The following is a 24,358-nucleotide window of genomic DNA, read 5'->3' on the forward strand; positions in this document are numbered from 1 at the left end:
GGAGTAGTTTTGTGAAACGCAGCGCCCTCGGAGACCATTCGAACGGGAAGTGCGGCGGGCTCGTCACATCGCGGCCCGCCTGCTATTTAATATGTCGGCAGGGCAATATTGCTGGTGTGCGGTTTGTCGTTGGCGGCCGAGCCAGTTAGTCGCGTAAGACCCGATTTTCGGCACGCTGGATCACCGCTGAAACGTTCACGCGAAAGGCACCGCGGGCCAGCCACGCCATCACACCTACCTGGTGCTGAAATCGTCAGAGCCGCATTTCCCTATTGCGCGCACGCGAAGGTTGAGCAAAGATGGGCCGTTCGTGCCGGCCGCTCGCAGGATTTCATACGACGACCGGCCTCAATTGCTGTCGAACAATCAATTCCCGATTAGGACACTGCACCGCGCCAAATAATTAGAAGATACTCTGCAACTTCGCTTTTGCTTGCCTGTGTGTGGCCTTCCCCAAGCGCCCGATCAATTTGGAGAGCGATAATGCGTAAATCAATTACTGCAGGATTGTGCCTTTTGGCTTTCGCCGTGGCTACTGGCCGATGCGCGGCGAAAGAATGCGACCCAATCGAAATTTTGATACGAGATACAGCCTCGGCGGCATCTGACCAACAACGAAAGCTGATCAAGGATACTTCTAAAGACACTTCTACGACCAATAAGGAAAGCTCATCCGGAGGCGTCAACTTTTTCGATATCGTGAGCGCCAACGGAGGACAAGCAGACGAATTCTCAACGTCTCTACGTGAGAAATTCCATCTCGACTTCTCTTCACGAGATCGACGCTGGGAGACCTACACTTATTTGTCTGACAATGCTAAAGAGGCATACATTGCGTGCCTCAAGGCTCAGGATCAGTCGATCTTTATCCTGCCATCCGACAACGCGATGACCTCACCCGAAATGTCCATAACGGTAAAGCTTCACCCGTTCGTGATCTACCAGAAGATTCCCGTCAAATTTTCAGCGCAGAATGCCGAGATCATCGACCGTGAGCCAGACGCCGAGATGGTCCCTGGCGGAAAATCCGTGATCAACTTGAAGCGCGATCTTGATAAATCAATGAACTTCAAAGCGAAGGTCGGAGATCAGACAGAAGAAATTACACTCCCGGCGCGACAGGGTTTCAAGCTTCAACGAGAGCTTCGCTACTCAGCCGGTACCACCCGCTACGGCCACGCATGCGACGAGTGTCACGATACGCACCCCATTTGCGTTGTACTAGACAACAATGATGATGCCGTTGTAGTCCCCGGCACTTCCCGATTTATCGATATCGTCCACCAGGAGGACGGCATTAAAACGACTGTAAATCCAGTGCCGAAATATAGCCCGAAGCAGGCCTGCTTACAGGGCGCACAAACCGTGGGCGCCAACAATGCAAACGCCAATGTGTGTGGTTACGCGGTAACGGAAGTCATCGCCAAAGTACCACTAAATGCTCAAGCGTCGGCATATGCGAAACAACCGGCCTACGTGGGAGATCCGAAAACCTGCCATTGACTTTAGCATCTGATGTATCAAAGAGGCTGCCAGCAAGGGCGGCCTCTTTGACGCATGAATGTTTGCCGCAGGTTCGTTGATTCCCTTGGCAAGACTGCTTGAATTCTTGAGTCCGCGGAAAAACCGCACTTGGCCAAGTAGACTTCGGCACACTCCATCGAACACATCCGTATGACGATTCCGATGACCGTGATCTTCGATCGTACCCGCAAACTGCGTCACTTCGGGGTGACGTCTGACGAGCGCGCTCTGGGTAAGTGCACTGCCTACGCAGCCGCGGATGTCTTTTTTCGTAACGGCTTCGGTGAGTTGGGGCACTTCAACCGTAACGTTAGACTTCCTTTTCCGCCGAGTTTGCCACCGGTGCCGAGAAGCCCAATCTGTCCTTCCGCGGTGATCTCCAATTGAATATCTAGCGCGTCGACTTGGAAAGACCCAATTGAGTCCGGCATAGTAAGGGAGCTTTCGAGTGAACTTAGAAGGAGCGCATCAGCGGAAACCCAACTTCGGCATGCCTTCTCAGGCCAGCTTTGAGACATGGACGACCGAAGCCTCGTGACTTGATCTTGCATTGCTAGAGCGATTCGTAACCGGCAAATAGCTACGAATCCATCTCGGCTCCGAATGCCGACCGCGGCAGTGGCGACCTCAATCCTAAAAATGGAAGGGCTCCGATGAGTAACCGCAATGCCCAGGTGCGCGAGCTACCCCGCAGGAAGTTCAGCAAAGGCCAGAAGCACGGCCGCCAGCACGAAACCGTACGGCTGCTGAATTGCCGCAGAAGCTTGCCTACTTAATCAAAGACGTATTGGAGCTTTGTGCTATTAGCCGAGCCTCGTTGTACGTGGAAATCAGCAAAGGACGACTGCGGATTGTGAAGCGCGGACATCGATCCCTGATCCTTGCCGCCGATCTCCAAGAGTGATCAGAAATTGGTCCGCATCGCGCGGTCTAACATGAGCCATCGCTGGTGAAACTCAAGCCACAAAGACACAAGAAGCGAACTTCCTTTCTTCCGGATGGTAGCAAAGAAAGAGATAACGATCCTTTTTCTTCGTCGCTTGACATTGCGTAAGGTACGAAGAAAAGCGATCAAAAACGTTCCCAGCGTACCTGTGCTGGCAAATTGCGACGCGATGGTCCGCTCTCGCGACCAACAGTTTGTCTAGCGGTTCGAACGATGGATAGCCTGTAGAACCACTTACGTACCAACTACAGCAAAGCACGAGCGGAATACTATTCGTAACCCACCAGTCACCGCCTGTGTTTAGATCACGCCAGAGCACGTCATAGGACCATCCCCTTTGGCGATCGTAATCGTTTGACGTGAATCCGAGACGACGACCTAGCGCCGAAAGACGCTCAATGAATGTCTTTGACCAGACTTCCTCATTGATAGAATCATAACTCGAAGCATCGAGGCCTGATCCGCGCTTTCCTATCATTCGGGTCAGGTACGATCGATTGTCGGCCCATAGCGCCGACTCTTGCAAGACCGATGAGACAGCAGCAATAACCTTCTGTTCAATTTCGTCCGGTCCTGGCTCGCCCTTCATGTCAATAGCCTCCGACGACTTCTGAGTTGAGGTATCTAAATTTTCGTCGCGTCCTAGGTCTGTTGTAATATTTCGCGGTGCTTTACGCGACCGGCAATAACGACGTGTCCGCGCTAGAACATCAAAACGAGGAGCTGCAACAAAGCAGAAAGAAAAGCGGCTGCGCCCGCCGCAGCGCTCAACCGCGATTGCTTCGCAAACGCTACGCTTATCGCAGCATCGTTCGCCAACTGCTCGGCACGCGCATACAGCACTTTCTGCTCAAGAACGAACGGCTCGTTGAATGGATCGCTCAGCGTAAGCGGCACCTTTGCAGACCAGATCCAAAGGCACCAGATGCAGCGGCGAGCGGAACTGATACCCACTGCAAGATCGAGCCGAGATGTGGCAATAGATCCATTAACAGCCTCCGGTCATTTGGACGGCAGGGGCGGATCGACAGCCGCGTTGAATGTCGCGCGATTGGCGCGGGCTCGCGTCGGATTACCATCTCCTTTGAGCGTTCCCAGATTATCGAAGAGGATCTTTGTGCACTCGGAATCAATCAATTCCAAGTATTTCCGAAATTCTACCAGGTGCTCGTCGAGAGTTTTTGCTGGATCGAATTCGAGCGGCATACGACCACAATATTGGTGAAAAGTAATTTGGCGAGATGTGCTCACCCCGGCCAGTCCGAGGTTGACGTGTAGATAGTGTACAACCTGATGAGCATTCGTCCAAAGGATTGGCATTCAAAGGCGCATTAGGATACCGGATCGCCCTTTGCGATCCCCAACGCAATATGGCCTGTTCAAGAAATACTCTCCATTGCCCAACGCCCTTTCCGCATACTGATCTATCACGACGATGATCGCTGGACGTGCTGATAGCAGTACCCCTCCATTGTTGCGCGGTGCCGCATTCTCTCAAGCGCCTTTATCCAAGGAGTATTGTCTGCCTTGTGTCGTACCACTTGAGTGGATCACGCGAGCCCACGGTGTCAGCTCCGCTTGCCGCCTACGCGGATTTGCGGCCCGAGGATGAGCTTGTCCTTCCATTCGTATTTGCGGCGAGATTCGCCGACTAGCCGGTCGCGCTCGGCGCACAGCTCGTCGACCTTATTCAGCATCCGCGCCAACAACTCTTCTGCAGACTTCGTGCTGATACCCGCACGTTGAAGATCGAGAATTTCCCTTCGCTGCCGCGCAATCTGCCGGCGCCGTTGCTCGATGTCCCCTCGAATGAACTCAAGATCCATGGTCTTGTCCTCTAACTCTCGATAAGAACAAACTAAGAACAAAGATGCAAGCTGCAAAATATTCTTTGCCGTGCGACAGCGCTCGTTTGGCGGTGCCAAATCGGTGCCACGCGATTTCTATTTGCTGAGGAGAGTGTGCAGCGGAAATTAAAAAAGCCGCTGCGCGGCAATCACTTGGGAGTGGTGGGCGCACCAGGGCTCGAACCTGGGACCCGCTGATTAAGAGTCAGCTGCTCTACCAACTGAGCTATGCGCCCGAAAGGCGGTCAATGCCTTGCGAGGCCGGTCGTTTAGCAAAGCGATCCGGGTCTGGCAAGCGATGTGACGCATGTTTTCCAAGGTTCTTCCACAGCCCCCTGAAATGCGAAAAGCCGCTGGATTCCAGCGGCTTCGCGGAGGTTGATCCCGGGGAAATCCGGGTGCGCTCAGAGCCGGCCTTCCCGGTCTCCGCCGCCGTCCCGATCGCCGCCGCGCATGTGGTCCATGCCGCGGTCCATCATGCGACCCATGCCGCGCTCCATGAAGTGGTGGGGCGGGCCGTCTTCACCGCCGCCGAACGGGCCGCGGTGGCGGGTCAGCAGGGCAAGGCGCCGCTTCTGGCCGTCATCGAGGGTCTTGTAAAGCGGATCGGCGGCATCGGCGATCTTCTTCAGGGCTGCCGAGCTCGCGCCCATGTCCTCGGCGCGCTGACGCAGGCGGGCGACCGGATCGTCCGGCTTGTCGGCGTCCCTGTTCGAGTCTCCTGGACCGGCGTTCATCCGCGCATTGGCGCGGTCGATGCGCAGCTTGGCGAAGTCGCGCACGGCGGCCTCAACCGGCGGCCACAGCTTCTCCTGATCGGCGTTGAGCTTCAGCCCGGCATGGACGGCAGCGATCCGCGCATCGACCAAGGCGGCGCGATCTTCCGGGTTCATTCGCATGTGGTGGAAGTGCTCCATCCACGGGCGATGAAATTGGGCATAGACCGCGCCGGAGCCGGCGATGCTGAGCACGGCGATGGCGGCGATGGTGAACTTCCTCATCCGAACCTCCTCTGGAAGGATACCCTGAAGATGAGCGTCGCGAAGCCAGTGTGCAACTTACAACTTGGACAGAGAGGCCACTCTTACGAAGATGTAACTCCTTGATCTGGATCAAAATCGCCAGCTGGAAATCATTTGTAACAAAGGGCTTCCGCGTCGCAGCACGGAAGCCCCTACATTCATCGAGCGCCTAGATTAATTGGTCGTGCTCTTGGCTTCCTTCTGGAATTCGTCGATCAGCGGCTGGCCGACGCGGCTTGCGGCGTCCTTGTAGACTGGCTCCATCGCCTTGCGCATCGCCTCGTCCTGCTCGGGCGTGAGCTTGATGATCTCGCTCTTGCCGCTCTTCTTGATCTCGGCCATCGCATCGTCATTTTCCTTCTGCGACTGTGCGTTGTTGAAGTCGGTGGCTTCCTTCATCGCCTTCGAGAGCTGGTCGCGGATGTCGGCCGGCAGATCGTCCCAGAACTTCTTGTTCACGATCACGACGTAGCCGATGTAGCCGTGATTGGTCTCGGTGATGTACTTCTGCACCTCGTGCATCTTCTGGGTATAGATATTCGACCAGGTGTTCTCCTGGCCGTCGACCACGCCGGTCTGCAGCGCCTGGTAGACTTCCGAGAACGCCATCACCTGCGGCAGCGAGCCTAGCGCCTTGAACTGCGCCTGCAGCACGCGCGAGGACTGGATGCGGAACTTGACGCCCTGATAGTCCGCGGGCGTCAGCAGCTTCTTGTTGGCGCTCATCTCCTTGAAGCCGTTGTCCCAATAGGCAAGGCCGATGATGCCCTTCGGCTCGAGCAGCTTGAGCAGCCGCGCGCCGAGCGGACCTTCCGTCACCTTCCGCAGCGTCTTGAGATCAGGGAGGATATAGGGCAGATCGAACACCTCAAACTCGCGGATGCCAAGCGGGCCGAATTTGGAGTTTGACGGCGCCAGCATCTGCACGCTGCCGAGTTGCAGCGCCTCGAGCTCTTCCTTGTCCTTGTACAGCGTCGAGTTCGGATAGACCTCGACCTTCACCTTGCCGTTCGTGTACTTCTCGGCGAGCTCCTTGAACTTCTCCGACGCCTTGCCCTTCGGCGTGTCGGTCGCGACCACGTGGCTGAACTTGATGATGATCGGGTCGGCGCTGGCAGGCCCGGCAAGGCCGAGCGCCAGTGCAGCGATGAACGCCGCGATCGCGAAGGTGCGCATTTTCTCTCCCTGTTGTTTTTTGGGCTGCCCGGCATCAGGGCGGCCGATCTTGAGCCGGCAGCATCAATAGCGGCTGCGAGGCGGAGCCGCTATTGGCCGTTAGCAGGGCAGCTATTCATCGCCACAAGCACCGTCATTCCGGGGCGGTCCGCAGGACCAAACCCGGAATGACGAGCTACGAGCGTCAGCCCGCCGCAGCCGTCGTTACGTTGTCGCGCTGGCGCTTCATGACGATCTTGTTGAGCGCACCGAGATAGGCCTTGGCCGAGGCGACCAGCGTATCCGGATCCGCCGCGCGGGCCGTCATCGAACGTCCCTCTTGCGACAGTCGCACCGAGACTTCAGCTTGCGCGTCGGTGCCTTCGGTCACGGCGTGAACTTGATACAGCTCGAGCTTGGCCTCATGCGGCACCAGGCGCTTGATGCAGTTGAACACCGCGTCCACCGGACCGTTGCCCTCGGCCTCCTCGATCTTGATCTGGCCGTCGACGTCCAGCTTCATGGTCGCACGCTGCGGGCCATGGGTGCCGGCGATCACGGTCAGCGAGGTCAGCTTGATGCGGTCGTGCGAGGCCGCCATCTCCTCATCGACCAGCGCCTCGATGTCCTCGTCGTAGATATCCTTCTTGCGATCGGCGAGCGCCTTCATCCGCGTGAACGCGTCTTCCAGCTGGTTCGGGCCGAGCTTGTAGCCCATCTCTTCCAGCTTGTGCACGAAGGCATGACGACCCGAGTGCTTGCCGAGCACCAGCGAGGACTGCTTCAGGCCGACCATTTCGGGCCGCATGATCTCGTAGGTGGAAGCGTCCTTCAGGACGCCGTCCTGGTGGATCCCGCTCTCATGCGCGAAGGCGTTGCGGCCGACGATGGCCTTGTTGTACTGCACCGGGAACGAAGTCGCGGCCGACACCACCTTCGAGGCGCGGGTCAGCTGCGTGGTGTCGATCTTGTTCCAGTACGGGAATTTGTCGTTGCGCACGTTGATCGCCATCACGATCTCTTCGAGCGCGGCGTTGCCGGCGCGCTCGCCGATGCCGTTGATGGTGCACTCGACCTGGCGCGCGCCGCCGACGACCCCGGCCAGCGAGTTCGCCACGGCCATGCCGAGGTCGTTATGGCAATGCACCGAGAATACCGCCTTGTCGGAGTTCGGCACGCGCTCGATCAGCGTCTTCATGAAGTGGGTGTATTCCTCCGGCACCGTGTAGCCGACGGTGTCGGGGATGTTCACCGTGGTGGCGCCGGCCTTGATCACGGCCTCGACGATGCGGCAGAGATAATCCATCTCGCTGCGTGTGCCGTCCTCCGCCGACCATTCGACGTCGTCGATCTGATTGCGCGCGCGCGCGACCATCGCGACCGATGTCTCGAGCACTTCTTCCGGCGTCTTGTTCAGCTTCACCCGCATGTGCAGCGGCGAGGTCGCGATCACGGTGTGGACGCGGCCCCGTTTTGCGAATTTCACCGCTTCGGCGCAGCGGTCGATATCGGCCGGATGGGCACGGGACAGGCCGGCGATCACGGCGTTCTTGGAGCGGCGGGCGATCTCGCTTACCGCTTCGAAGTCACCCTGCGAGGTGATCGGGAAGCCGGCTTCGATGACGTCGACGCCCATATCGTCCAGCAACTCGGCGACCTCGAGTTTTTCCTCGAAGGTCATGGTGGCGCCGGGGCATTGCTCGCCGTCGCGCAGCGTGGTGTCGAAAATGATGACGCGGTCCTTGTCGGACTTGTTCACGGGGGCCATTGCAAAATTTCCTTTTGAGCTTTTGCGCCGTCAGTCTTAGGGGCGCTTGAGGTGTTCGGTGATCTCGACCAACCCCTGAGTGCCCAGGCGCGCAGCGCCCAGCCGGCCCTCAGGGGCAGCTAAGAAGAAGCCCGCCAAGAAGCAGGGTGGGCAGCGCGGCCGGGATCGTGGCGGCGGCCAGAGCCACCTCCCCAAAAATCCCATCGATTTGGCCGCGAATCAGCATTGCCAGACCCTTTTGAGCCCCAAATCCTCGGTCAAAACCGTTGACGGTTGGTTGCCGGAAGGCTCAGTGCGCCGTTTCTAGACGAGAAATGGCCGCAACTGCAACGCCAAAAGATGGTCAGGGGGGCTGACCTGGTTGCAGGGCACCGCGGTCCGTGTCCCGGACGCGCTGCAGCGCGGAGCGTTGCTACGCAGGGCCGGGACCCGGGAGGCGACATCGTACAACGCGGATCAGGATAGGCGAAACATACGACAAATCCGAGTTTCGGAAATGCAGAATATTTTGAACCATGCCTGTTGACCCAGCGCTTGGGTGTTTTGCCCGTCGAGCAACGCGAATTCTTGTAGCCGCCGATACGCGGCGCTCAACCTACCCCACCCGGCGCGCGCGGGCCCTGGTTTCCCAGCGATCCAGCATCAAACCAAGCTGACCAAGCTCGCCGGTGGCCGCACGCGCAATCTGATTGGCGGCGGTCACTTCGTTGGTGTTGGCGGGCGCATTGGCGTTCAACCAATCCGGCTGCGCGTAATCGCTCCAACGGCGGGCGTCCGCACGGCGCTTGCGAGACTTCAGATCGCGCAGGAAATAGCCGGCAGCAAACGCGATCCCGAGCAGTACGATCAGTATGACGACACCCACAACCAACTCCGAGACTTGTCCCGGCGCGAGTTCTGCGCAGCAATATGGGCGAGGTCAAGGCTGACCGCTGCATGATTCTCAGGCGAACGAACAGTCGTTCATGCCGGTGGAACCGTCATGCGCACCCGCGGTGGAAAACGCACTCTACTGGCTGGTCGTGGCTGGACAAGCAGTGACATTCGCAGCTGTCGACGTGCCATCAGGATGAGTGCGCAGCCAATTGATCAGCTTGACGCCATCCGGGCTGCCCCAACCCGCAACTGGTGTCCAACCTGGACCTGCCTTGAAGCCGGTGACACCAGACACGCCGTTGTCTCCCTCGGTGATCTCACGAAACAGCTTCGCCGGTCCGAACTCGCGATAGAACCGCGGGGTCACGTAGCCGAGGTTGTGGCCGTTGGCCTGATTGAGCAGCGCGATGAGGCCGCCCCAAAGTGGAACGACTGCTCCGGTGCCTCCCACGACCACCGCGTTGCCATGCACGAAGAGCGTATAGCCCACCGCAGGGTCAGCCGTGGCGACGACATCCGGCAGGCCGCGTCCTGTGCTACCGTCTGCCCGAAGTGGCACCTTGACTCCATTTTGCCAGTCTGGTCGTGCAAACTTCTCACTCACGCCGCCACCTGTCGCCGACTGACCGTCGCGCCAGATCTTCTCCGATTTGATTTTGCCATCCTCGATCTTGACGGTCGTGCCTCCGACCGACAGGACCCAAGGGCTCGACGCTGGATAACTGACGTGGCGGCGCCCGTCAGTCATACCGTCCGTAACACCGTTTTCGCCGGAAGGTGCGATCACCGTGATGCCTTGTTTGGCGGCTTGCTCCAATGCACCGTCAACAAGCTTGATGTCCTCATCCTTCCACTGGCTCTCGGTCAGCCCCCAGCCGATCAACAGCACCGAGACCTGATCGGCCGTGGCTTGCCGAACCGCTTGGGCGAAATCCGCCGCATTGAAACCCTCAGTCTTGGGTACCGGCGCAAAATAGACCTTTAAATGCGCGCGCGGCGCGGTACCGGCGGCGATCTCGATGTCCATCGCGGTTTGCATGTCAGTCCCGTCGTCGGTCATGGACGGATGATTGCCCCCGCCGTTGACGGGCACAGCGATGATCTCCGGCACCGGAAGCTTCAACCTCGAGAAATACTGCTCAAGGTCCTTCCTGTCGAACCCACCACCGAACTCGACAATTCCGATGGTTTGTCCCCTCCCGTCCACGCCCGGCGGGAAGTTGTAGAGTGAAGCGACCAACGGCGGCGACAGCAGGTTCGCCGGGCCTGCCGGCGCGGTGCCCGATAACGACGGCAGCACGGGATTGTCGCTGTCGATTGCGTTGCGGATCCGGCAATCACCGTCCGCGAGCAGACCAGCATCGATGAAGAAGTGTATGTTGCGCTTTGCAGCAGCCGCATCGTTCGTCGCCATCGCTTGCAGTACCAGATTGTACTGCGCCTTGGTCTGCTCCAACGCCTGATCGTCTTTCGCCTTGCTGTGCTCTGACAGGATGTTTCCAACCAAAGACCCGGCCGCCGCGAGGATCGCGAGCGTCAACGGGTCAGCCCTTCGCCACCATGGGGCATTCGCGGACTTGAGCGCCTTTTCCGCCTCGATCTGCCGTACGTGCAATTCGTCCGCCTTGATCTCGTCTTCGGTTTTCGACGGACCATTCTTCGGGGCAACACCAGCCATGTCGCTCTCCCCCTCGCTCCTGCTTCGAATGCTGGACCAAAATGCGGCGCGAGAAAAGTCGGCAATTTCACAATTGCGCGCTTTAGTTGTGTCTCAAATTGCATTCCCAGCCCTCGCAACCGGAAATGAATGGGACTAACCTTGCGCCTGCTCGGCCGGATCAACCGGCCAGCCAACATGACCCGGGAGGACGCGAATGACACGCCAACAGCAGCGTGAGCAGGATGTTGCGCTTTCACGACGAACGCTGGTTCAGGGACTTGCGCTTGGTGCCGCGGCCACGATGGCCGGAACGGGCACGGCGCTCGCCCAGACCGGCCCTGCCGCCCCGCCGACGACGATCACCACACCGCCGCGCGATTTCAGCCCGCGCGGCGCGCCGACCACCTATTTCTGGGACCCCGACATCATCGCGGTCGATCCGTCGTTCAACGATCTCGCGCAGCCCAACACAGCGATCAAGCGGCTTTATACCGGCGTGTTGTGGGCTGAAGGCCCGGCGTGGAGCGCGCAGGGCCGCTATCTGTTGTGGAGCGACATCCCCAACAACCGGCAGATGCGCTGGAGCGAGGACGACGGCCATGTCAGCGTTTTCCGCACGCCGTCGAACTATAGCAACGGCAACTCGTTCGACTTCCAGGGGCGCCAGCTCTCCTGCGAGCATCTGACGCGGCGGGTAACGCGCTACGAGAACGACGGCACCGCAACGATCCTCTGCGACAACTACAATGGCAAGAAGCTGAACTCGCCGAACGATGTCGTCGCCCATCCCGACGGCAGCTACTGGTTCACCGATCCGCCCTATGGCGGTCAGCTCTACGAGGGCGAGCCCGACTCGGGCGGCAAGCTCAATCCCAGGATCGGCCAGCCGGCGGACTTCATACCGAAGAAGCGCGAGTTGCCGACCAACTGCTATCGCATCGATCCCAGTGGCCGCGTCGATCTCGTCGTCACCGAGGACCAGGTGCCCGATCCGAACGGCCTGTGCTTCTCGCCCGATTACAAGAAGCTCTATGTCGTCTCGACCGGCAAAGGCCCCGGCGACACCGGCGCCGGCGGCAAGGGCGAGGTCTTCGTGTTCGATGTCGGCAGCGACAACAAGCTATCGAACCAGCAGCGGTTCAGCGACTTCATGATCGACGGCGTGAAGTGCGGGCCGGACGGCGTGCGCTGCGACGTCAATGGCAACGTCTGGGCCTCCAGCAACGCCGGCCGCGCGGTTGGCTACAACGGCGTAACGGTGTGGTCGCCGGACGGCAAGCTGCTCGGCCGCATCCGCCTGCCCGAAGTCTGCGGTAACATCACCTTCGGCGGTCCCAAGCGCAACCGCCTCTTCATGGCCGCGAGCCAGTCGCTCTACGCGGTGTACACGGCGACACAAGGTGCAGGGCCCGGCTGAGCGACGCAGGCCGTAAGCGACACGGCGCCGGGATCTCTCGCCGGCGCCGCGTCTCCTTGTCACTCAGCTGTTCGGTTGCAGGAACGTGCCGTACTGCTTGCCCTCCGCAACCGTGGCAGCAGCCTGGCCGACGACGCGCATCGCCGCCATCATGGGCCATGGCCCGAGACTCACCCGCTGGACGCCGAGGCGGGCGAGATCCGAAATTTCCGGAGTGCCTTGCGTCACCATGATATTGACCGGCAGCGGCGTGGCCTTAACGAGCTTCTCGATGAGGGCAAGGTCGGTCAGGCCGGGGACAAAGATGCCATCGGCCCCTGCTTCGGCATAGACCTTCGCGCGCCTTGCAGCTTCGTCGAGGCATTCATCCGGCGATCCGAATTTCAGCAAAAATGGATCCGTTCGCGCATTGACGAACAGCCGGACTCCAGACTTCCGCCCTGCGTCTCGCACCGCCCGGATCTTCGCCGCATGATAGTCCGGTCCGGCGAGCTGTCGTTTGCCCCCGAAGAGCCCGTCTTCGATGTTGATACCAACCGCGCCGGCCTTGAGAATCCTAGCCACTGAAGTCGCCGCAGCTTCCGGCGTTTCGCCATATCCTGCCTCCAGATCAATCGATACGGGAACCGACACCGCGGCAGTCATGCGCGATACCAAGCCCTCGACGAGATCAAGCGGCACGTTTTCTCCATCCGCGTAGCCGAGTGCGGCCGCAACCGCACCGCTGCTGGTGGCGATGGCCGGAGACGCCCTTGCGATCGCCTTCGCGGTCGCGACGTCCCAGGCATTGAACAGGATAAGCGGGTCTCCCCGCTTGTGAAGACCGTAAAACGTCTCGGCGTATTTCTGCTGCGTGCTGGCGTCCATGGTCCGTGCTCCCGATCAAAAGCCAGAAGGATGTCGTCGTTGAAAAGTCCTCATCGTGAGGCATTCACTCAATCGGGTGCATGCGCCTTGAACCAATCCATGATCAGGGTGGTGACTTCGTCCTCGCGCTCGAGGTGCGGGAAGTGGCCGACGTCAGGCAGGACAACGCGCTTGTGCGGCCCCTTGAACAGCGACTCTTCCTTGAGCGAATATTTTGCGGTCGGATCGTTGCTGCCGTAAATCGTCAGTGTTGGCGTATGCATGTCGTTGATCGGCAGCCGGCCGAGACGCCCGGCCTCGGTCAGCCCTCCATAATATTTGAGCGCGGCCGCCATCGTGCCGGGAGAGCCGAGCGTCTTCTTGATCGAACGAAGATGCGCTTCGTCCTTGAATGATGGTGACCACAGCTTCCAGAGATAATCGACGAAGGGAAGTCCCTCGATGTTAACCGCCGATTCCGCCCCTGGAGACTGGAAATAGTACACATGGAAGATGGAGCGAACGACGTCCGGATCCCTCCTGATGCTTGAGAACGTGATCGGGTGCGCCGTGTTCATGACCACGGCGGCCTTGATCGCCGCCGGCGCAGTGGCGAGCGCCTGAAACGTCGACGTACCGCCCCAGTCCATGCCAACGACGCACGCCCGGCCGTCGCCGCTCAGCGCTGCGATGAGCGCTTCGAGATCCTTGCCCAAGGCGACGGGATCGAAAACTCCGTCCGCGGGGATCTCGGTCGGCGCATAGCCACGCAAGAACGGCGAGACGGCACGATAGCCTGCGTCCGCGAAAACTTGCAGCTGCTTCCGATAAGACCAGGCGTTGTCGGGAAAGCCATGCATGAACATGACCAGAGGCCCGCTCCCCTGCTCGAGGTAAGCAAACCGCACACCGTTGGCTTGCACGTATTTCAAGGCAGGTTCGCTGCCCAAGGCGTTCGTCGCTACTGCGGCCGTGCTTTGCATAGTCATCGCCTTCTCCCTGTTTCTTCCTCGTCTTCACGCCCCAGCGAATCGCTCTGCACCGCCCGCTGCCGCACAGCCCTGCTCCACCAACTCAGAAGCGCGGGTGATCACATGCAGCGCCAATGACTGCAGGGATCATCATCCAGATAATATGTGCGTAGCGCACATATTTGGTCAAGTTGTTTTTTGTGCGCTCCGCACATATTCTCCCCCGCATGGACACAGGAATCGCGAATTTGCTGGGTGCACTGTCGCTCGCCGTCATGGATCGCATCGAGCAGCGCGCGCGCGACGTGGTGGGCCGGGGTGGCGAGACGCCAGCGGCGTTGATCGTCATCGGCTACGGCCGGGGCATGACGAACGACAAGCTCAGGCGGATCCTTGACTTGTCACATTCCGGTACGGTCCGGCTCGTCGACCGGCTGGTCACCGATGGGCTTGTCGAACGCCGGCCGGGCAAGGACGGTCGCGAAGTCGCCCTGCATTTGACGACGAAGGGCGCTGCAAGCAGGAAGGAGCTGTTGGCGTCAAGGATTTCAGCCGTTGCATCGCTTTTGGACGTGCTGTCGCCGGCTGAAACCAAACGCCTGGGAACGCTGATACATGACTTGCTGGCGAGGCAGGACACATCCGAGATGGATCGCTTTACGATCTGCCGGATGTGTGACGACCAGTGCTGCAGCAACTGTCCATTGCCCACAAGCAAAGGCAAAGGCGATCGCTAGCCGCGAGTCGAGTCTCGCGACGGCATACCATCTCTGGCGGTGGCGCGATCAGCGCCTACACCGCCTGTTTCTTTCGCCGAGCAGCAAGGCTCGGCACCGCTTGTCAATCGTCGCCACGCTTCGGAGGCGCGGGCACGGCGGTCCGATTGGACGGCACGATCTGCGGTTGGAATGCGAACACTTCGCGGCTTCGGTCGTCCACGAATACCTTCAGCCAGTGCACGTCGTTGTTACCGTTCGCCTGATTGTCACCAAACGTCTCAACGCGGACGAAGTTTTCGAGCCGTCGCCCCTTGGCATCGAGAAATGGGCGATCGACCCGGAAATAGTGGGAGTCGCCATGAACGTAAGCGACGGGCCTGCCGAAGGCGACAACTTCATCGCGCAGCGCGACGAGAAAGGCCTGGAAACCGTCGGGATTGGCATCGGTTTCCGCGAGCGTCTTCGGGTCACGCAACGGAGCGCGGGTTCCGTCCGACTGGTCCCAACCCGGATCGGCCTGCGAGATGAACATGACAGCCGCGGCACGGTATGTTCTCGCAACATCGAAGGTCTGCTGCATCCAGAAAATGTTGGCGTTGTTGCGCGCGGCCCATTCGGCGTCGTCGGGTAGCGTATCGCAACGGTTGTTGCACGACCCCTGAATGTTGAGCGTCGCGTAAACCACACCCTTCATGATCCAGCGACGGTTTTCGACGCAACCGGTCAACTGGTTGTTGTGGTCGAGGCACAGCTTGTCGTGCTGGACCTGTTGCTTGATGGGCCGCTGGCCAAGTGAGAGATCGGTGCTGAAGAAGATCTTCCGCTCGTAGTCGAGCCTTTCGCGCGAGGAGAACGACCCATTCGATGCGCGATCGCAGTCGGTCCAGTCGTTGTCGCCGGTCGTGAACATCGCGGCTGAATTCAGCGCGTTGAAATAGCCGAGCGCTTGTTGGTACAGCGCATCGCTGCATGTGGTTGGCGTCACCGATCCAGGCGTCCCGTTGCCAGCCTTCAAGTCGCCGTCATGGACCGTGAAAGCCAGCCTCTGCGCGTTCATGTCGGCGATCAGGTTCGGCACGCCGACCTGCGCCTGGAGGTCGGAATACGGCAAATCGCCCCAGAGCCCGATGGCGTAAGCCCGGCTCTCGCCTCCCCTGTCGCGGTCATCATTGTCGGCGCGCGCGCTAACAATCGAACAAATCGCAAAGCAGGCTGCAAGCACAAGAAAGGCCGTCGCGCGCAGCTTGCCGCAGATGGCCCTCGACTTCCCCTCACCTCGCCTCGTCATCGTCATCGTCACTCCCGAGAGTTGCTTTGGACAAAAGAGGGCTCACCGCAGAAGGCAGCGTTGAGTTGCCCCGCGCCGAGTCCGGTTTACGAAAATGAGAAGAGGCCCGCCCGTGGCTCCAAATTGCCGCCGTGAACGTATCGAGGGGTTGTGACGCCCACGTGAAACATTTCCCGGCGAAGGCGGACCGGACTAGGATTCACGATGACGCGCCAGCGTGCCCCACTGGCGCCGCGGATCCGTTCGGCGATATCCTCGAATTGTCCAAAGACGAGCTGCGACGGCAGGTTGCGACGCCTGCCGCGCTCTCCGAGCATATCCATTTTGCGCGGCCGACTTCGGCGGCGCGTGCCCCCGTTCAAGAGGCAGAAGGTTTCAATGCGTCCAATCGTGATCATTCCCACCCGGCTCGGTTCGACCAGGCTCCCGGGCAAGGCACTGACCGACATCAACGGCAAACCCATGATCGCCCACGTCTGGCGACGAGGTCTCGAGGCGGATATCGGCCCCGTTGTCGTTGCCTGTGGCGATCAAGCCATCGTCGATGTCATCGATGGCTTGGGCGGTCGTGCGGTCCTGACCGACCCAAATCTCCCGACAGGATCGGATCGTGCGCACGCGGCCCTTCAGCTGAGCGATGCGGGAGCGGCACACGATGTAGTCGTCGTGCTTCAGGGTGACCTGCCGACCATTGATCCCCTGACGATACGGGCGACCATGGAGCCGTTGTCGCGGCATGCCGATTGTTCGATCGCCACGCTCGCCACCGAGATCGAGGATCCTCTTGAGCTCCAGGCACCGAGCGTTGTGAAGATCGCTCTTGCGATCCATCCCGGAGACACCATCGGCCGCGCGGTCTATTTCAGCCGGGCCGTGATTCCCGCAGGCGCAGGAACGCATTATCATCACGTCGGCATGTACACCTATCGGCGCGAGGCGTTGGCGAGATATGTCGGCCTGCCACGTGGCATTCTCGAGCAGCGTGAAAGTCTCGAGCAACTCAGGGCGATCGAGAACGGCATGCGGATGGACGCGAAGGTGATCAAGACGGAGCCGCTCGGCGTGGATACGCTGGCCGACCTCGAGCGTGCCCGAGATATCTTGGCGACCAGGACGATCTAGTCTGCGCAGGCAGTACGTGACTTCCGGGCAAAGCGCGTGATAATTGAGCCATGACAGACAAAATTCGCGTCGTTGTTCTCTATGGCGGCAGGTCCGGTGAACACGAGGTCTCGCTGAAATCGGCCGCCTCCGTGCTCCGGCATCTCGACCATGCGCGCTTCGAGGTGATCCCTGTTTCCATCGACAAGACCGGCCGGTGGCAATGGAACGATCTTTCGGCGATCGACCCGGCGCAGGCCTCGCTGCCGATCCTGTCCGATGCGCCCGAGATGCGGCTCGCCAGAGGCACTGACGGACGCGGCGTTCTCATGCCTGTTGTCGAGGGCACAGGCGGCCCGATCGAGATCGACGTCGTGTTTCCGGTCATGCACGGCCCGCTGTGCGAGGACGGCACCGTGCAGGGCCTGCTGGAGCTGGCCGATATTGCCTATGTCGGATCGGGCGTTCTCGCCTCCGCCGTCAGCATGGACAAGGATGTCGCCAAGCGGCTGGCGCAATTCGCCGGCGTGCCGGTCGCGCCCTATCGCGTGCTCACCCGCAAGGCTTTCGTCGCCGATCGCGCTGCGTCTCTCGCCAGGGCGATCCAGGGCCTGACGCTCCCGGTGTTCGTCAAGCCGTGCAACATGGGCTCTAGCGTCGGCATCCACAAGGTCAAGACTGCCGATGCGCTCGGGCCCGCGCTCGATGACGCATTTCGCTACGATCTCAAGGTGCTGGTCGAACAGGGCATCGACGCCCGCGAGATCGAGGTCGCCGTGCTCGAGGGCGAGACGCCGTTTGCAAGCGTTGCCAGCGAGCTCAATCCCAACGCCCAGCACGAGTTCTATTCCTACGAAGCCAAATATCTCGATCCTGACGGCGCACGCGTCGATCTTCCGGCGAGGCTCGATGCAGCCCAGATGGCGCGCGTGCGTGCGCTGGCGGTGCAGGTGTTCGCGGCGCTCGAATGCAGCGACCTCGCGCGCGTCGATTTCTTCCTCGACCGGCAAACCGGCGAATTCTGCTTCAACGAGATCAACACCCTGCCCGGCTTCACCTCGATCAGCATGTATCCGAAAATGATGGAGGCCTCGGGCGTGCCGTATGGCGAGCTGCTGACACGCCTCGTCCATCTGGCGCTGGACCGCTATCAGCAGCGTCACGCGCTGGAACGCGGGTATTCGAGCTAGGTTGTCTTCGCAAACGTAGGCGCGGATCAGGGAACAAGCCATGCGCGTTGTGATCTGCGGCGGCGGCGTGATCGGGGCCTGTACTGCTTACTTCCTGAGCCGCCATGGCGTCGATGTCATCGTCGTCGAACGGACCGAGGTGGCGGCCGCCGCATCGGGAAAGGCCGGTGGCTTTCTGGCGCGCGACTGGTGCGCAGGCACGCCGCTCGACGCGCTGGCGCGACGCAGCTTTGCACTTCACGCGCAGTTGCCTGAGGAGATTGCCGGCGATTGGGGCCATCGCCCGATGACGGCCTACAGCGGCTTTGTTGCCGACGACAACGATCCGCGCCGAAATACGCCGTCCGCACTCGATTGGCTGAGCGATGGCGTCGTCATCGCGCAACGCATCGGGACGACCGAGACGACCGCGATCGTTCATCCGCAAAAGTTCACGTCGGCGATGATGAACGCGGCGATCGTGCAAGGTGCCGAGCTTCGCCGCACCCGCTTCACGGGCATCGTGCGCGATGGGGATGGGGCGCGCGCGAAGGGTGTCGAGGTTGACGATAGCATTATCGAGGCGGATGCCGTCGTGATCGCGATGGGACCATGGTCGCTGCTCGCCGCGAACTGGATGAGCTTGCCTGCTCTCTATGCTCAACGCAGCCCGAGCATCGTGTACGACACGGGCACGCATGTGTCGGCAGACGCCTTGTTTCTCGAGACGAAGATCTACGGCGAAACCACCTCTGTCGAGGTGTTCCCTCGACCGGATGGCAGCACCTATGTGACCGCTTGCCCCGACACAGGAGCCTTTCCCACTGACCCGATCGACGTGAGGCCGGAGCCCAACAGCATGAAATGGGTGGAAGAAATATCGGGCCGACTATCGCCGCTGTTCCGACCGGAGAAGATCATCGCGAAACAGGCGTGTTATCGTCCGGTGACGGAGGACGGCTTGCCGCTGATTGGCCGCGTACCGCAGGATGAACGGCTCTATGTTGCGACAGGACATAGTGTCTGGGGTATTCTCAACGCCCCAGCGACCGGCGAAGCGCTGGCGGAGTTGATCGTCGAAGGCGCAACGCGCAACGTCGACCTCGCGCCATTCGATCCGGCCCGCCTCTAGCCGCTCGATCTGCCGCGGCGGCGATTGCGCTGACACGCTTGCGCGCCGCGATACAGGCGCATGCCCGTCGGCGAAATCTGCATGCCTGCGTGCGGAATAACGCTCCGTCCTGCCCGATATTTACGCAGCTAGACTTTAGTCCCCATCGTACACTCCTGAATACAGTTTCACTTGCCGAGGATTCTCTCGCCGTTATAGTCCGGGCCCAATAGCTCAAAGAAGCTTGGTTCAAGGGAGAGAACAAAATGAATAAAGCACTCTCTGGTGCATTGCGAAGTGCGTTTGGTGCGGCCGCGGCGGGCGTGGTGTTAGCGGCCTCAGGTGCGGCCTTTGCAGCCGATCCGATCAAGATCGGCGTCATCGCGGAAGCGCAGGCGATTGCCGGCGCTTCGATCCCGCAGGCGGCGCAGCTCGCCGCCGACGAGATCAACGCCGCCGGCGGCGTCGACGGCCGCAAGATCGAAATCATCGGCTACGACAATCACTCCTCCTCGGCAGACTCAGTGCGTGCCTTCCAGCGCGCGGTGAACGAGGACAAGGTCAATATCGTCATCGCCAGCTACATCAGCGAAGTGGTGCTGGCGCTCGAGCCCTGGGCGTCGCGGCTGAAGACGCCGTTCGTGACGCCGGGAGCTGCCTCCAATGAGATCAGCAAAAGCGTCCACGCCGATTACGAGAAGAACAAGTACACTTTCCACGGCTATTTGACCTCCGCGGCATTGGCACTCTCGGTCTGCGACGGCGCCAAGGACCTGCTCGTCGACAAGATGCACATGAAGACCGCGGTCATCATGAGCGAGGATGCCGCCTGGACCAAGCCGCTCGATGTCGGCTACGAGGAATGCCTGCCCAAGATCGGGCTGAAGGTGCTCGACCATATCCGCTTCTCGCCTGACACCACCGACTTCACCCCGATCTTCAACAAGATCGAGGGCGCCAAGCCCGACGTGATCATCACCGGCATCTCCCATGTCGGCGTGCAGCCGACGGTGCAGTGGAAGAACCAGCAGGTGCCGATCCCGATGTTCGGCATCTCATCGCAGGCCACCAACGAGACCTTCGGCAAGGACACCAACCAGGCCGCCGAAGGCGTGCTCTATCAGGGCGTCTCCGGGCCCGGCGTCGCGGTGACGCCGAAGTCGGTGCCGTTCGCGGAAAACTTCAGGAAGAAGTTCGGCAACTACCCGTCCTATGCCGGCTACACCGCCTATGACGAGGTCTACTACATCGCCGACGCCGTGAAGCGCGCCGGCTCGACCGACGCCGACAAGCTGGTCGATGCGCTGGAGAAGACCGACTGGGAAGGCACGATCGGCCGCGTCCAGTTCTACGGCAAGGACGATCCGTTCACGCACTCGATCAAGTACGGCAAGGGCCTGATCACCGGGCTGATGTTGCAATGGCAGGACGGCAAGCAGAGCGCGGTCTGGCCCAAGGAAGTCGCCAAGATCGACATCAAGTTCCCGAGCTTCATCAAGCTCAGCAACTGATCGGAATTGCTCCCGGGACCATCTCCCGGGAGCTTCCACTTGCGGCGCTGCACCTTTCCTCAAAGCGGCAGCCTGACTGCCAGCTCATAGAGCGGATTGCCAATCATCAATGCGAGCTTTCCAGATTCTGATCGATGGCTTTGCCATCAGCGCTCTCTACGCTCTCGGCGCCACCGGCTTCACACTGATCTTCGGCGTCTCCGGCGTGCTCAACCTCTCCCACGGCGCCATCATGGTGGCCGCCGCCGTGGCGGCCTGGGCCGCCGCGAGCATTCTGGGTGTCGGCACTTATGCCGGCGCGCTGATCGGCGTCGGCGTCGCCCTCCTCACCGCCTTCCTCACTTACTTCGCCGTCGTGAAGCCGATCCAGGATTCCCGGCGCATCCCGAATGAGGAGAAGGAGATCTTCGTCCTCACGGGAACGCTGCTCTGGGGCATCATGATCCAGGAGCTGATCGCCTATTTCTTCACCAATAACGCCAAGACCGTGCTGCCGATCGTCGAAGGCGTGGTCGAGATCCTGGGCGTCCGCACGCCCAAGAACGAGATCTTCACGGCGATCGTGTGCTGCCTCGTCATCGGACTGCTGTGGCTCTTGGTGAATCGCACCCGCACCGGCAAGGCGGTGCTGGCGGCCTCGATGAACCCGCGCGGCGTGACGCTGCTCGGGCTCGAGCTCACCAACATCTACATCGTGGTCTGGGCGATCTACGGCATCCTGGCCGGCATTGCCGGCGTGCTGCTCGGCATGTTCCTCGGCGTCAGCTCCTACAGCGTGGGGCCGCTGACCGCGAGCGCGTTCTCGATCGTGGTGCTCGGCGGCCTCGGCAGCGTCTCCGGCTCGCTGATCGCGGCCTTCGTTGTCGGTTATCTCGAAACGCTCACGGCCTATCTGGTCTCGCCGGCCTATCGCACCATTCCAGCGCTCTTGCTGCTCGTCTTCGTGATGTACATCCGGCCCCAGGGCCTTCTGGGGAGGCGCTGAGATGGCCGGTTTCTTTACCTCGCGCCTGTTCTTCGTCTCGCTGGCGCTCGTGATCATCGCGGCGACGCTGCCGCTTTATGTCTCCGGCTATGTGCTCGGGCTGCTTACCGTCGCTTTCTATTTCGGTGTGTTCGCGATGGCCTGGGATCTGCTGTTCGGCTTCGCCGGCGAGGTCAATTTCGGCCCGACCTTCCTGATCGGCGTCGGCGCCTACACCGCCGGAATTTTGAATGCGCAATTCGGCTCGTCGGTCTACCTCTGCATCGTGCTGGGCGCGCTCGCTTCCGTCGTCGCCGGGCTCGTGCTGGCGCTGCCCGCGCTGCGCGTGCGCGGGCCGTATTTCGGCCTGACCACGCTGGTTGCGGTGTTGATGCTGCAAAACTTCGTCGTCGTATTCGCGGACCTCACCGGCGGCGAGATCGGCCTCACCATCCCCGATGTCATCACAATCGATGCCGGCGCCAATTACTGGATCGCGCTCGGCTTCATGACGATCTCGGCGGCGATCCTCTACGGCCTGTCGCAATCGCCCGTGGGCCTCGTGTTGCAGGCCAGCGGCCAGGATCCGGTGCAAGCAGGCGCGCTCGGCTTCAACATCGTCAAGCACAAGCTTGCCGCCTTCATCGTCAGCGCGTTCTTCTCGGGGCTGTCAGGCGCGCTGCTGGTGTTCTATTTCGGCACCGCCTCGGTCGGCACCGTCGTCGATGTCGCGGTCGGCGTCAACGTGATCGTCTCAGCCGTGCTCGGCGGCCGCCGCACCGTGCTGGGCGCAGCGCTGGGCGCAATCTTCCTGATCGTCGCCGGCGAATTCCTGCGTCCGACCGGCGAGCTCGCGACCTTCATCGTCTCGGCGGTCGCCCTGCTCGTCGTCCTGTTCTTCCCCGGCGGCTTCTTAGGGGCGGCCCTCTCGCGCGAGGCTCGCTCGTAATGGATCAGAGGCTTTCCAACCGGCCCGTGCTCGAAGTCCGCGGCCTGACCAAACGCTTTGGCGGGTTGACCGCGGTGAAGAACCTCGGCTTCGAGGTCAACAGCGGCGAGATCTTTGGCCTGATCGGGCCGAACGGCTCGGGCAAATCCACCGCGATGAAGAGCGTGATGGGCATCGAGCGCCCGACCGCGGGCGACGTCGTGTTCGAAGGCGAGAATGTCGCGGGCCTGCCTGCGCACAAGATCGCGCGCAAAGGCTTCGGCATGGTGTTCCAGCACTCGCGGCCGCTGAACCGGCAGACGGTGCTGGAGAACATCATGGTGGCGCTGCTGCCGGACAGCCTGTTCATGCTGTTTCCGGACAAGGCGCTGGTCGAGCGCGCAAAATGGATCGCCGACCGCGTCGGCCTGGGCTCCGTGATGAACCGCCGCCCGCCGACGCTGCCCTTTGCCGATTTGCGTCGGCTCGAGCTCGCCAAGGCGATCGCGCGTGATCCCAAGGTCGTGCTGGTCGACGAACCTTTCGCGGGCCTGACCCGCGCCGAGGTCGACGTGTTCTCCGACCTGATCCGCAGCTTCCGCGACGAGGGTCGCGCGGTGATGCTGGTCGATCACAACGTCAAGAGCGTCGCGGCGCTGGTCGACCGAGTGCTGGCGATGTATCTCGGCGAGGAGATCGTCACCGGCAAGGCCGACGACGTCATGAAGAACGAGACCGTGCGGCGGGTCTATCTCGGCGGCGCCATCGAGACCCATGCGCGACCCGAAACCAGCTTCAAGGACAAGGTGCCGCTGCTCCAGGTCGAGAATGTCAGCGTGCATTACGGCAAGGCGCAGGCGCTGGAGAACGTCTCGATCCACATCCACGAAGGCGAATTCGTCTCCATCGTCGGCCTCAACGGCGCCGGCAAGACCACGCTGTTCAACACCATCTCCGGCTTCCTGCCCTACACCGGCGAGATCATTCGCAACGGCGAGAAGCTGCGCGGCACGAGCCCGGCGAAGATCGCCCGCAGCGGCCTCGTCCAGTGCCCGGAGTCGCGCGAGCTGTTCGGCGAGATGACCGTGCGAGAAAACCTCGATCTCGGCGGCCACCATCTGACCGACGATAAGCGCGCCGCGCAGCTTGCGTGGCTGTTCGAGCTATTCCCGATCCTGAAGGAGCGCCAGGGCCAGATGGCACAGACGCTCTCGGGCGGCGAGCAGCAGATGCTGGCGATCGGTCGCGCGCTGATGATGCAGCCGCAAATCCTGATTCTGGACGAACCGACGCTGGGCTTGGCGCCCGTCATCCTCGAGCTGCTGTCCAAGGCACTGGAGAAGCTGCGGCAGACCACCTCGATCACCGTGCTGCTCGGCGAGCAGAACGTGACCTTCGCTCTGCCCCATGCCGACCGCGTCTATGTGCTGGAGCATGCCAGAATCGTCTGGGAGGGCGATCCCGGCCGCTTCGCCGCTGAGGCCGGCGCCGATTTTCTTTGAGTTCACGTACCAACAAAAAACGAAAGGGAAACG

General features: G+C 60.9%; 21 protein-coding genes and 1 tRNA gene. 11 read left to right on the forward strand and 11 right to left on the reverse strand.

Translation table 11 applies throughout. The features are described 5' to 3' along the window. Nucleotides 1–483: 483 nt before the first annotated feature. The gene (locus L6639_RS39540) at nucleotides 484–1,503 is read left to right on the forward strand and encodes a hypothetical protein (protein ID WP_237866886.1); all 1,020 of its coding nucleotides are present in this window, start codon (nucleotides 484–486) and stop codon (nucleotides 1,501–1,503) included. Nucleotides 1,504–1,769: 266 nt separating this feature from the next. Here the strand turns inward: L6639_RS39540 and L6639_RS43615 are convergent, their stop codons facing one another. After that, nucleotides 1,770–2,075 carry a Pepco domain-containing protein gene (locus tag L6639_RS43615; protein ID WP_420839247.1) on the reverse strand — a complete coding sequence of 102 codons (306 nt, stop codon included), beginning with the start codon at nucleotides 2,073–2,075 and terminating at the stop codon, nucleotides 1,770–1,772. A 1,061-nt stretch (nucleotides 2,076–3,136) separates the two neighbouring features. Between L6639_RS43615 and L6639_RS39545 the strand changes: the two genes are divergently transcribed. Further along, entirely contained in the window at nucleotides 3,137–3,748 is a 612-nt protein-coding gene (locus L6639_RS39545; RefSeq protein ID WP_237866888.1) for a hypothetical protein, read from the forward strand. Between the two features lie 290 nt (nucleotides 3,749–4,038). On the opposite strand, the gene L6639_RS39550 is transcribed toward L6639_RS39545, so the two are convergent. The 7 genes from L6639_RS39550 to L6639_RS39580 form a co-directional block, all read right to left on the reverse strand. After that, on the reverse strand, nucleotides 4,039–4,296 hold the full coding sequence (locus L6639_RS39550) for a hypothetical protein (RefSeq protein ID WP_237866889.1): 258 nt from the start codon (nucleotides 4,294–4,296) through the stop codon (nucleotides 4,039–4,041). A 181-nt stretch (nucleotides 4,297–4,477) separates the two neighbouring features. After that, nucleotides 4,478–4,553: transfer RNA gene (locus tag L6639_RS39555), tRNA-Lys, on the reverse strand. 168 nt (nucleotides 4,554–4,721) lie between these two features. Further along, on the reverse strand, nucleotides 4,722–5,318 hold the full coding sequence (locus L6639_RS39560; RefSeq protein ID WP_237866891.1) for a Spy/CpxP family protein refolding chaperone: 597 nt from the start codon (nucleotides 5,316–5,318) through the stop codon (nucleotides 4,722–4,724). A gap of 195 nt (nucleotides 5,319–5,513) precedes the next feature. Further along, a complete protein-coding gene (locus tag L6639_RS39565) occupies nucleotides 5,514–6,515 on the reverse strand; it encodes a TRAP transporter substrate-binding protein (RefSeq protein ID WP_237866893.1) in 1,002 nt (333 codons plus the stop codon). Between the two features lie 184 nt (nucleotides 6,516–6,699). Beyond that, nucleotides 6,700–8,262 carry a 2-isopropylmalate synthase gene (locus L6639_RS39570; protein WP_237866894.1) on the reverse strand — a complete coding sequence of 521 codons (1,563 nt, stop codon included), beginning with the start codon at nucleotides 8,260–8,262 and terminating at the stop codon, nucleotides 6,700–6,702. 595 nt (nucleotides 8,263–8,857) lie between these two features. Then, nucleotides 8,858–9,133, reverse strand: coding sequence for a hypothetical protein (locus tag L6639_RS39575; RefSeq protein WP_237866895.1), 276 nt, complete (start codon nucleotides 9,131–9,133; stop codon nucleotides 8,858–8,860). A 138-nt stretch (nucleotides 9,134–9,271) separates the two neighbouring features. Next, nucleotides 9,272–10,816, reverse strand: coding sequence for a S53 family peptidase (locus L6639_RS39580; protein WP_237866896.1), 1,545 nt, complete (start codon nucleotides 10,814–10,816; stop codon nucleotides 9,272–9,274). 196 nt (nucleotides 10,817–11,012) lie between these two features. Here L6639_RS39580 and L6639_RS39585 point away from each other — a divergent pair, with 196 nt between their 5' ends. Continuing rightward, nucleotides 11,013–12,215 (forward strand): SMP-30/gluconolactonase/LRE family protein, encoded by a 1,203-nt coding sequence (locus L6639_RS39585; protein ID WP_237866897.1) that lies wholly within the window; start codon nucleotides 11,013–11,015, stop codon nucleotides 12,213–12,215. A 63-nt stretch (nucleotides 12,216–12,278) separates the two neighbouring features. On the opposite strand, the gene L6639_RS39590 is transcribed toward L6639_RS39585, so the two are convergent. Continuing rightward, nucleotides 12,279–13,082, reverse strand: coding sequence for an isocitrate lyase/PEP mutase family protein (locus L6639_RS39590; RefSeq protein ID WP_237866898.1), 804 nt, complete (start codon nucleotides 13,080–13,082; stop codon nucleotides 12,279–12,281). A gap of 68 nt (nucleotides 13,083–13,150) precedes the next feature. Continuing rightward, a complete protein-coding gene (locus L6639_RS39595; RefSeq protein WP_237866899.1) occupies nucleotides 13,151–14,050 on the reverse strand; it encodes an alpha/beta fold hydrolase in 900 nt (299 codons plus the stop codon). A gap of 230 nt (nucleotides 14,051–14,280) precedes the next feature. On the opposite strand from L6639_RS39595, the gene L6639_RS39600 reads away from it, so the two are divergent. Continuing rightward, nucleotides 14,281–14,769 (forward strand): MarR family winged helix-turn-helix transcriptional regulator, encoded by a 489-nt coding sequence (locus tag L6639_RS39600; RefSeq protein ID WP_237866901.1) that lies wholly within the window; start codon nucleotides 14,281–14,283, stop codon nucleotides 14,767–14,769. A 103-nt stretch (nucleotides 14,770–14,872) separates the two neighbouring features. Here L6639_RS39600 and L6639_RS39605 read toward each other — a convergent pair whose 3' ends face one another. Further along, on the reverse strand, nucleotides 14,873–16,045 hold the full coding sequence (locus L6639_RS39605) for a hypothetical protein (RefSeq protein WP_237866903.1): 1,173 nt from the start codon (nucleotides 16,043–16,045) through the stop codon (nucleotides 14,873–14,875). A gap of 372 nt (nucleotides 16,046–16,417) precedes the next feature. Between L6639_RS39605 and L6639_RS39610 the strand changes: the two genes are divergently transcribed. From L6639_RS39610 to L6639_RS39640, 7 genes are all read left to right on the forward strand, one after another. After that, nucleotides 16,418–17,161 (forward strand): 3-deoxy-manno-octulosonate cytidylyltransferase, encoded by a 744-nt coding sequence (locus L6639_RS39610; RefSeq protein WP_237866906.1) that lies wholly within the window; start codon nucleotides 16,418–16,420, stop codon nucleotides 17,159–17,161. 50 nt (nucleotides 17,162–17,211) lie between these two features. Beyond that, nucleotides 17,212–18,330, forward strand: a complete 1,119-nt coding sequence (locus tag L6639_RS39615) for a D-alanine--D-alanine ligase family protein (RefSeq protein WP_237866909.1) — start codon at nucleotides 17,212–17,214, stop codon at nucleotides 18,328–18,330. A gap of 40 nt (nucleotides 18,331–18,370) precedes the next feature. After that, entirely contained in the window at nucleotides 18,371–19,441 is a 1,071-nt protein-coding gene (locus tag L6639_RS39620) for an NAD(P)/FAD-dependent oxidoreductase (protein WP_237866910.1), read from the forward strand. Between the two features lie 245 nt (nucleotides 19,442–19,686). Then, a complete protein-coding gene (locus tag L6639_RS39625) occupies nucleotides 19,687–20,931 on the forward strand; it encodes an ABC transporter substrate-binding protein (protein WP_237866911.1) in 1,245 nt (414 codons plus the stop codon). A 109-nt stretch (nucleotides 20,932–21,040) separates the two neighbouring features. Next, nucleotides 21,041–21,916 carry a branched-chain amino acid ABC transporter permease gene (locus L6639_RS39630; RefSeq protein WP_237866913.1) on the forward strand — a complete coding sequence of 292 codons (876 nt, stop codon included), beginning with the start codon at nucleotides 21,041–21,043 and terminating at the stop codon, nucleotides 21,914–21,916. A 1-nt stretch (nucleotide 21,917) separates the two neighbouring features. Beyond that, nucleotides 21,918–22,844: a branched-chain amino acid ABC transporter permease gene (locus L6639_RS39635; RefSeq protein WP_237866915.1), complete on the forward strand. Its 927-nt coding sequence runs from the start codon at nucleotides 21,918–21,920 to the stop codon at nucleotides 22,842–22,844. Continuing rightward, nucleotides 22,844–24,325 carry an ATP-binding cassette domain-containing protein gene (locus L6639_RS39640; RefSeq protein WP_237866917.1) on the forward strand — a complete coding sequence of 494 codons (1,482 nt, stop codon included), beginning with the start codon at nucleotides 22,844–22,846 and terminating at the stop codon, nucleotides 24,323–24,325. Before L6639_RS39635 ends, L6639_RS39640 begins: the two co-directional genes overlap by 1 nt. Nucleotides 24,326–24,358 lie beyond the last annotated feature (33 nt).

The organism is Bradyrhizobium zhengyangense (genome assembly GCF_022012555.1).
Lineage (GTDB): Bacteria > Pseudomonadota > Alphaproteobacteria > Rhizobiales > Xanthobacteraceae > Bradyrhizobium > Bradyrhizobium zhengyangense.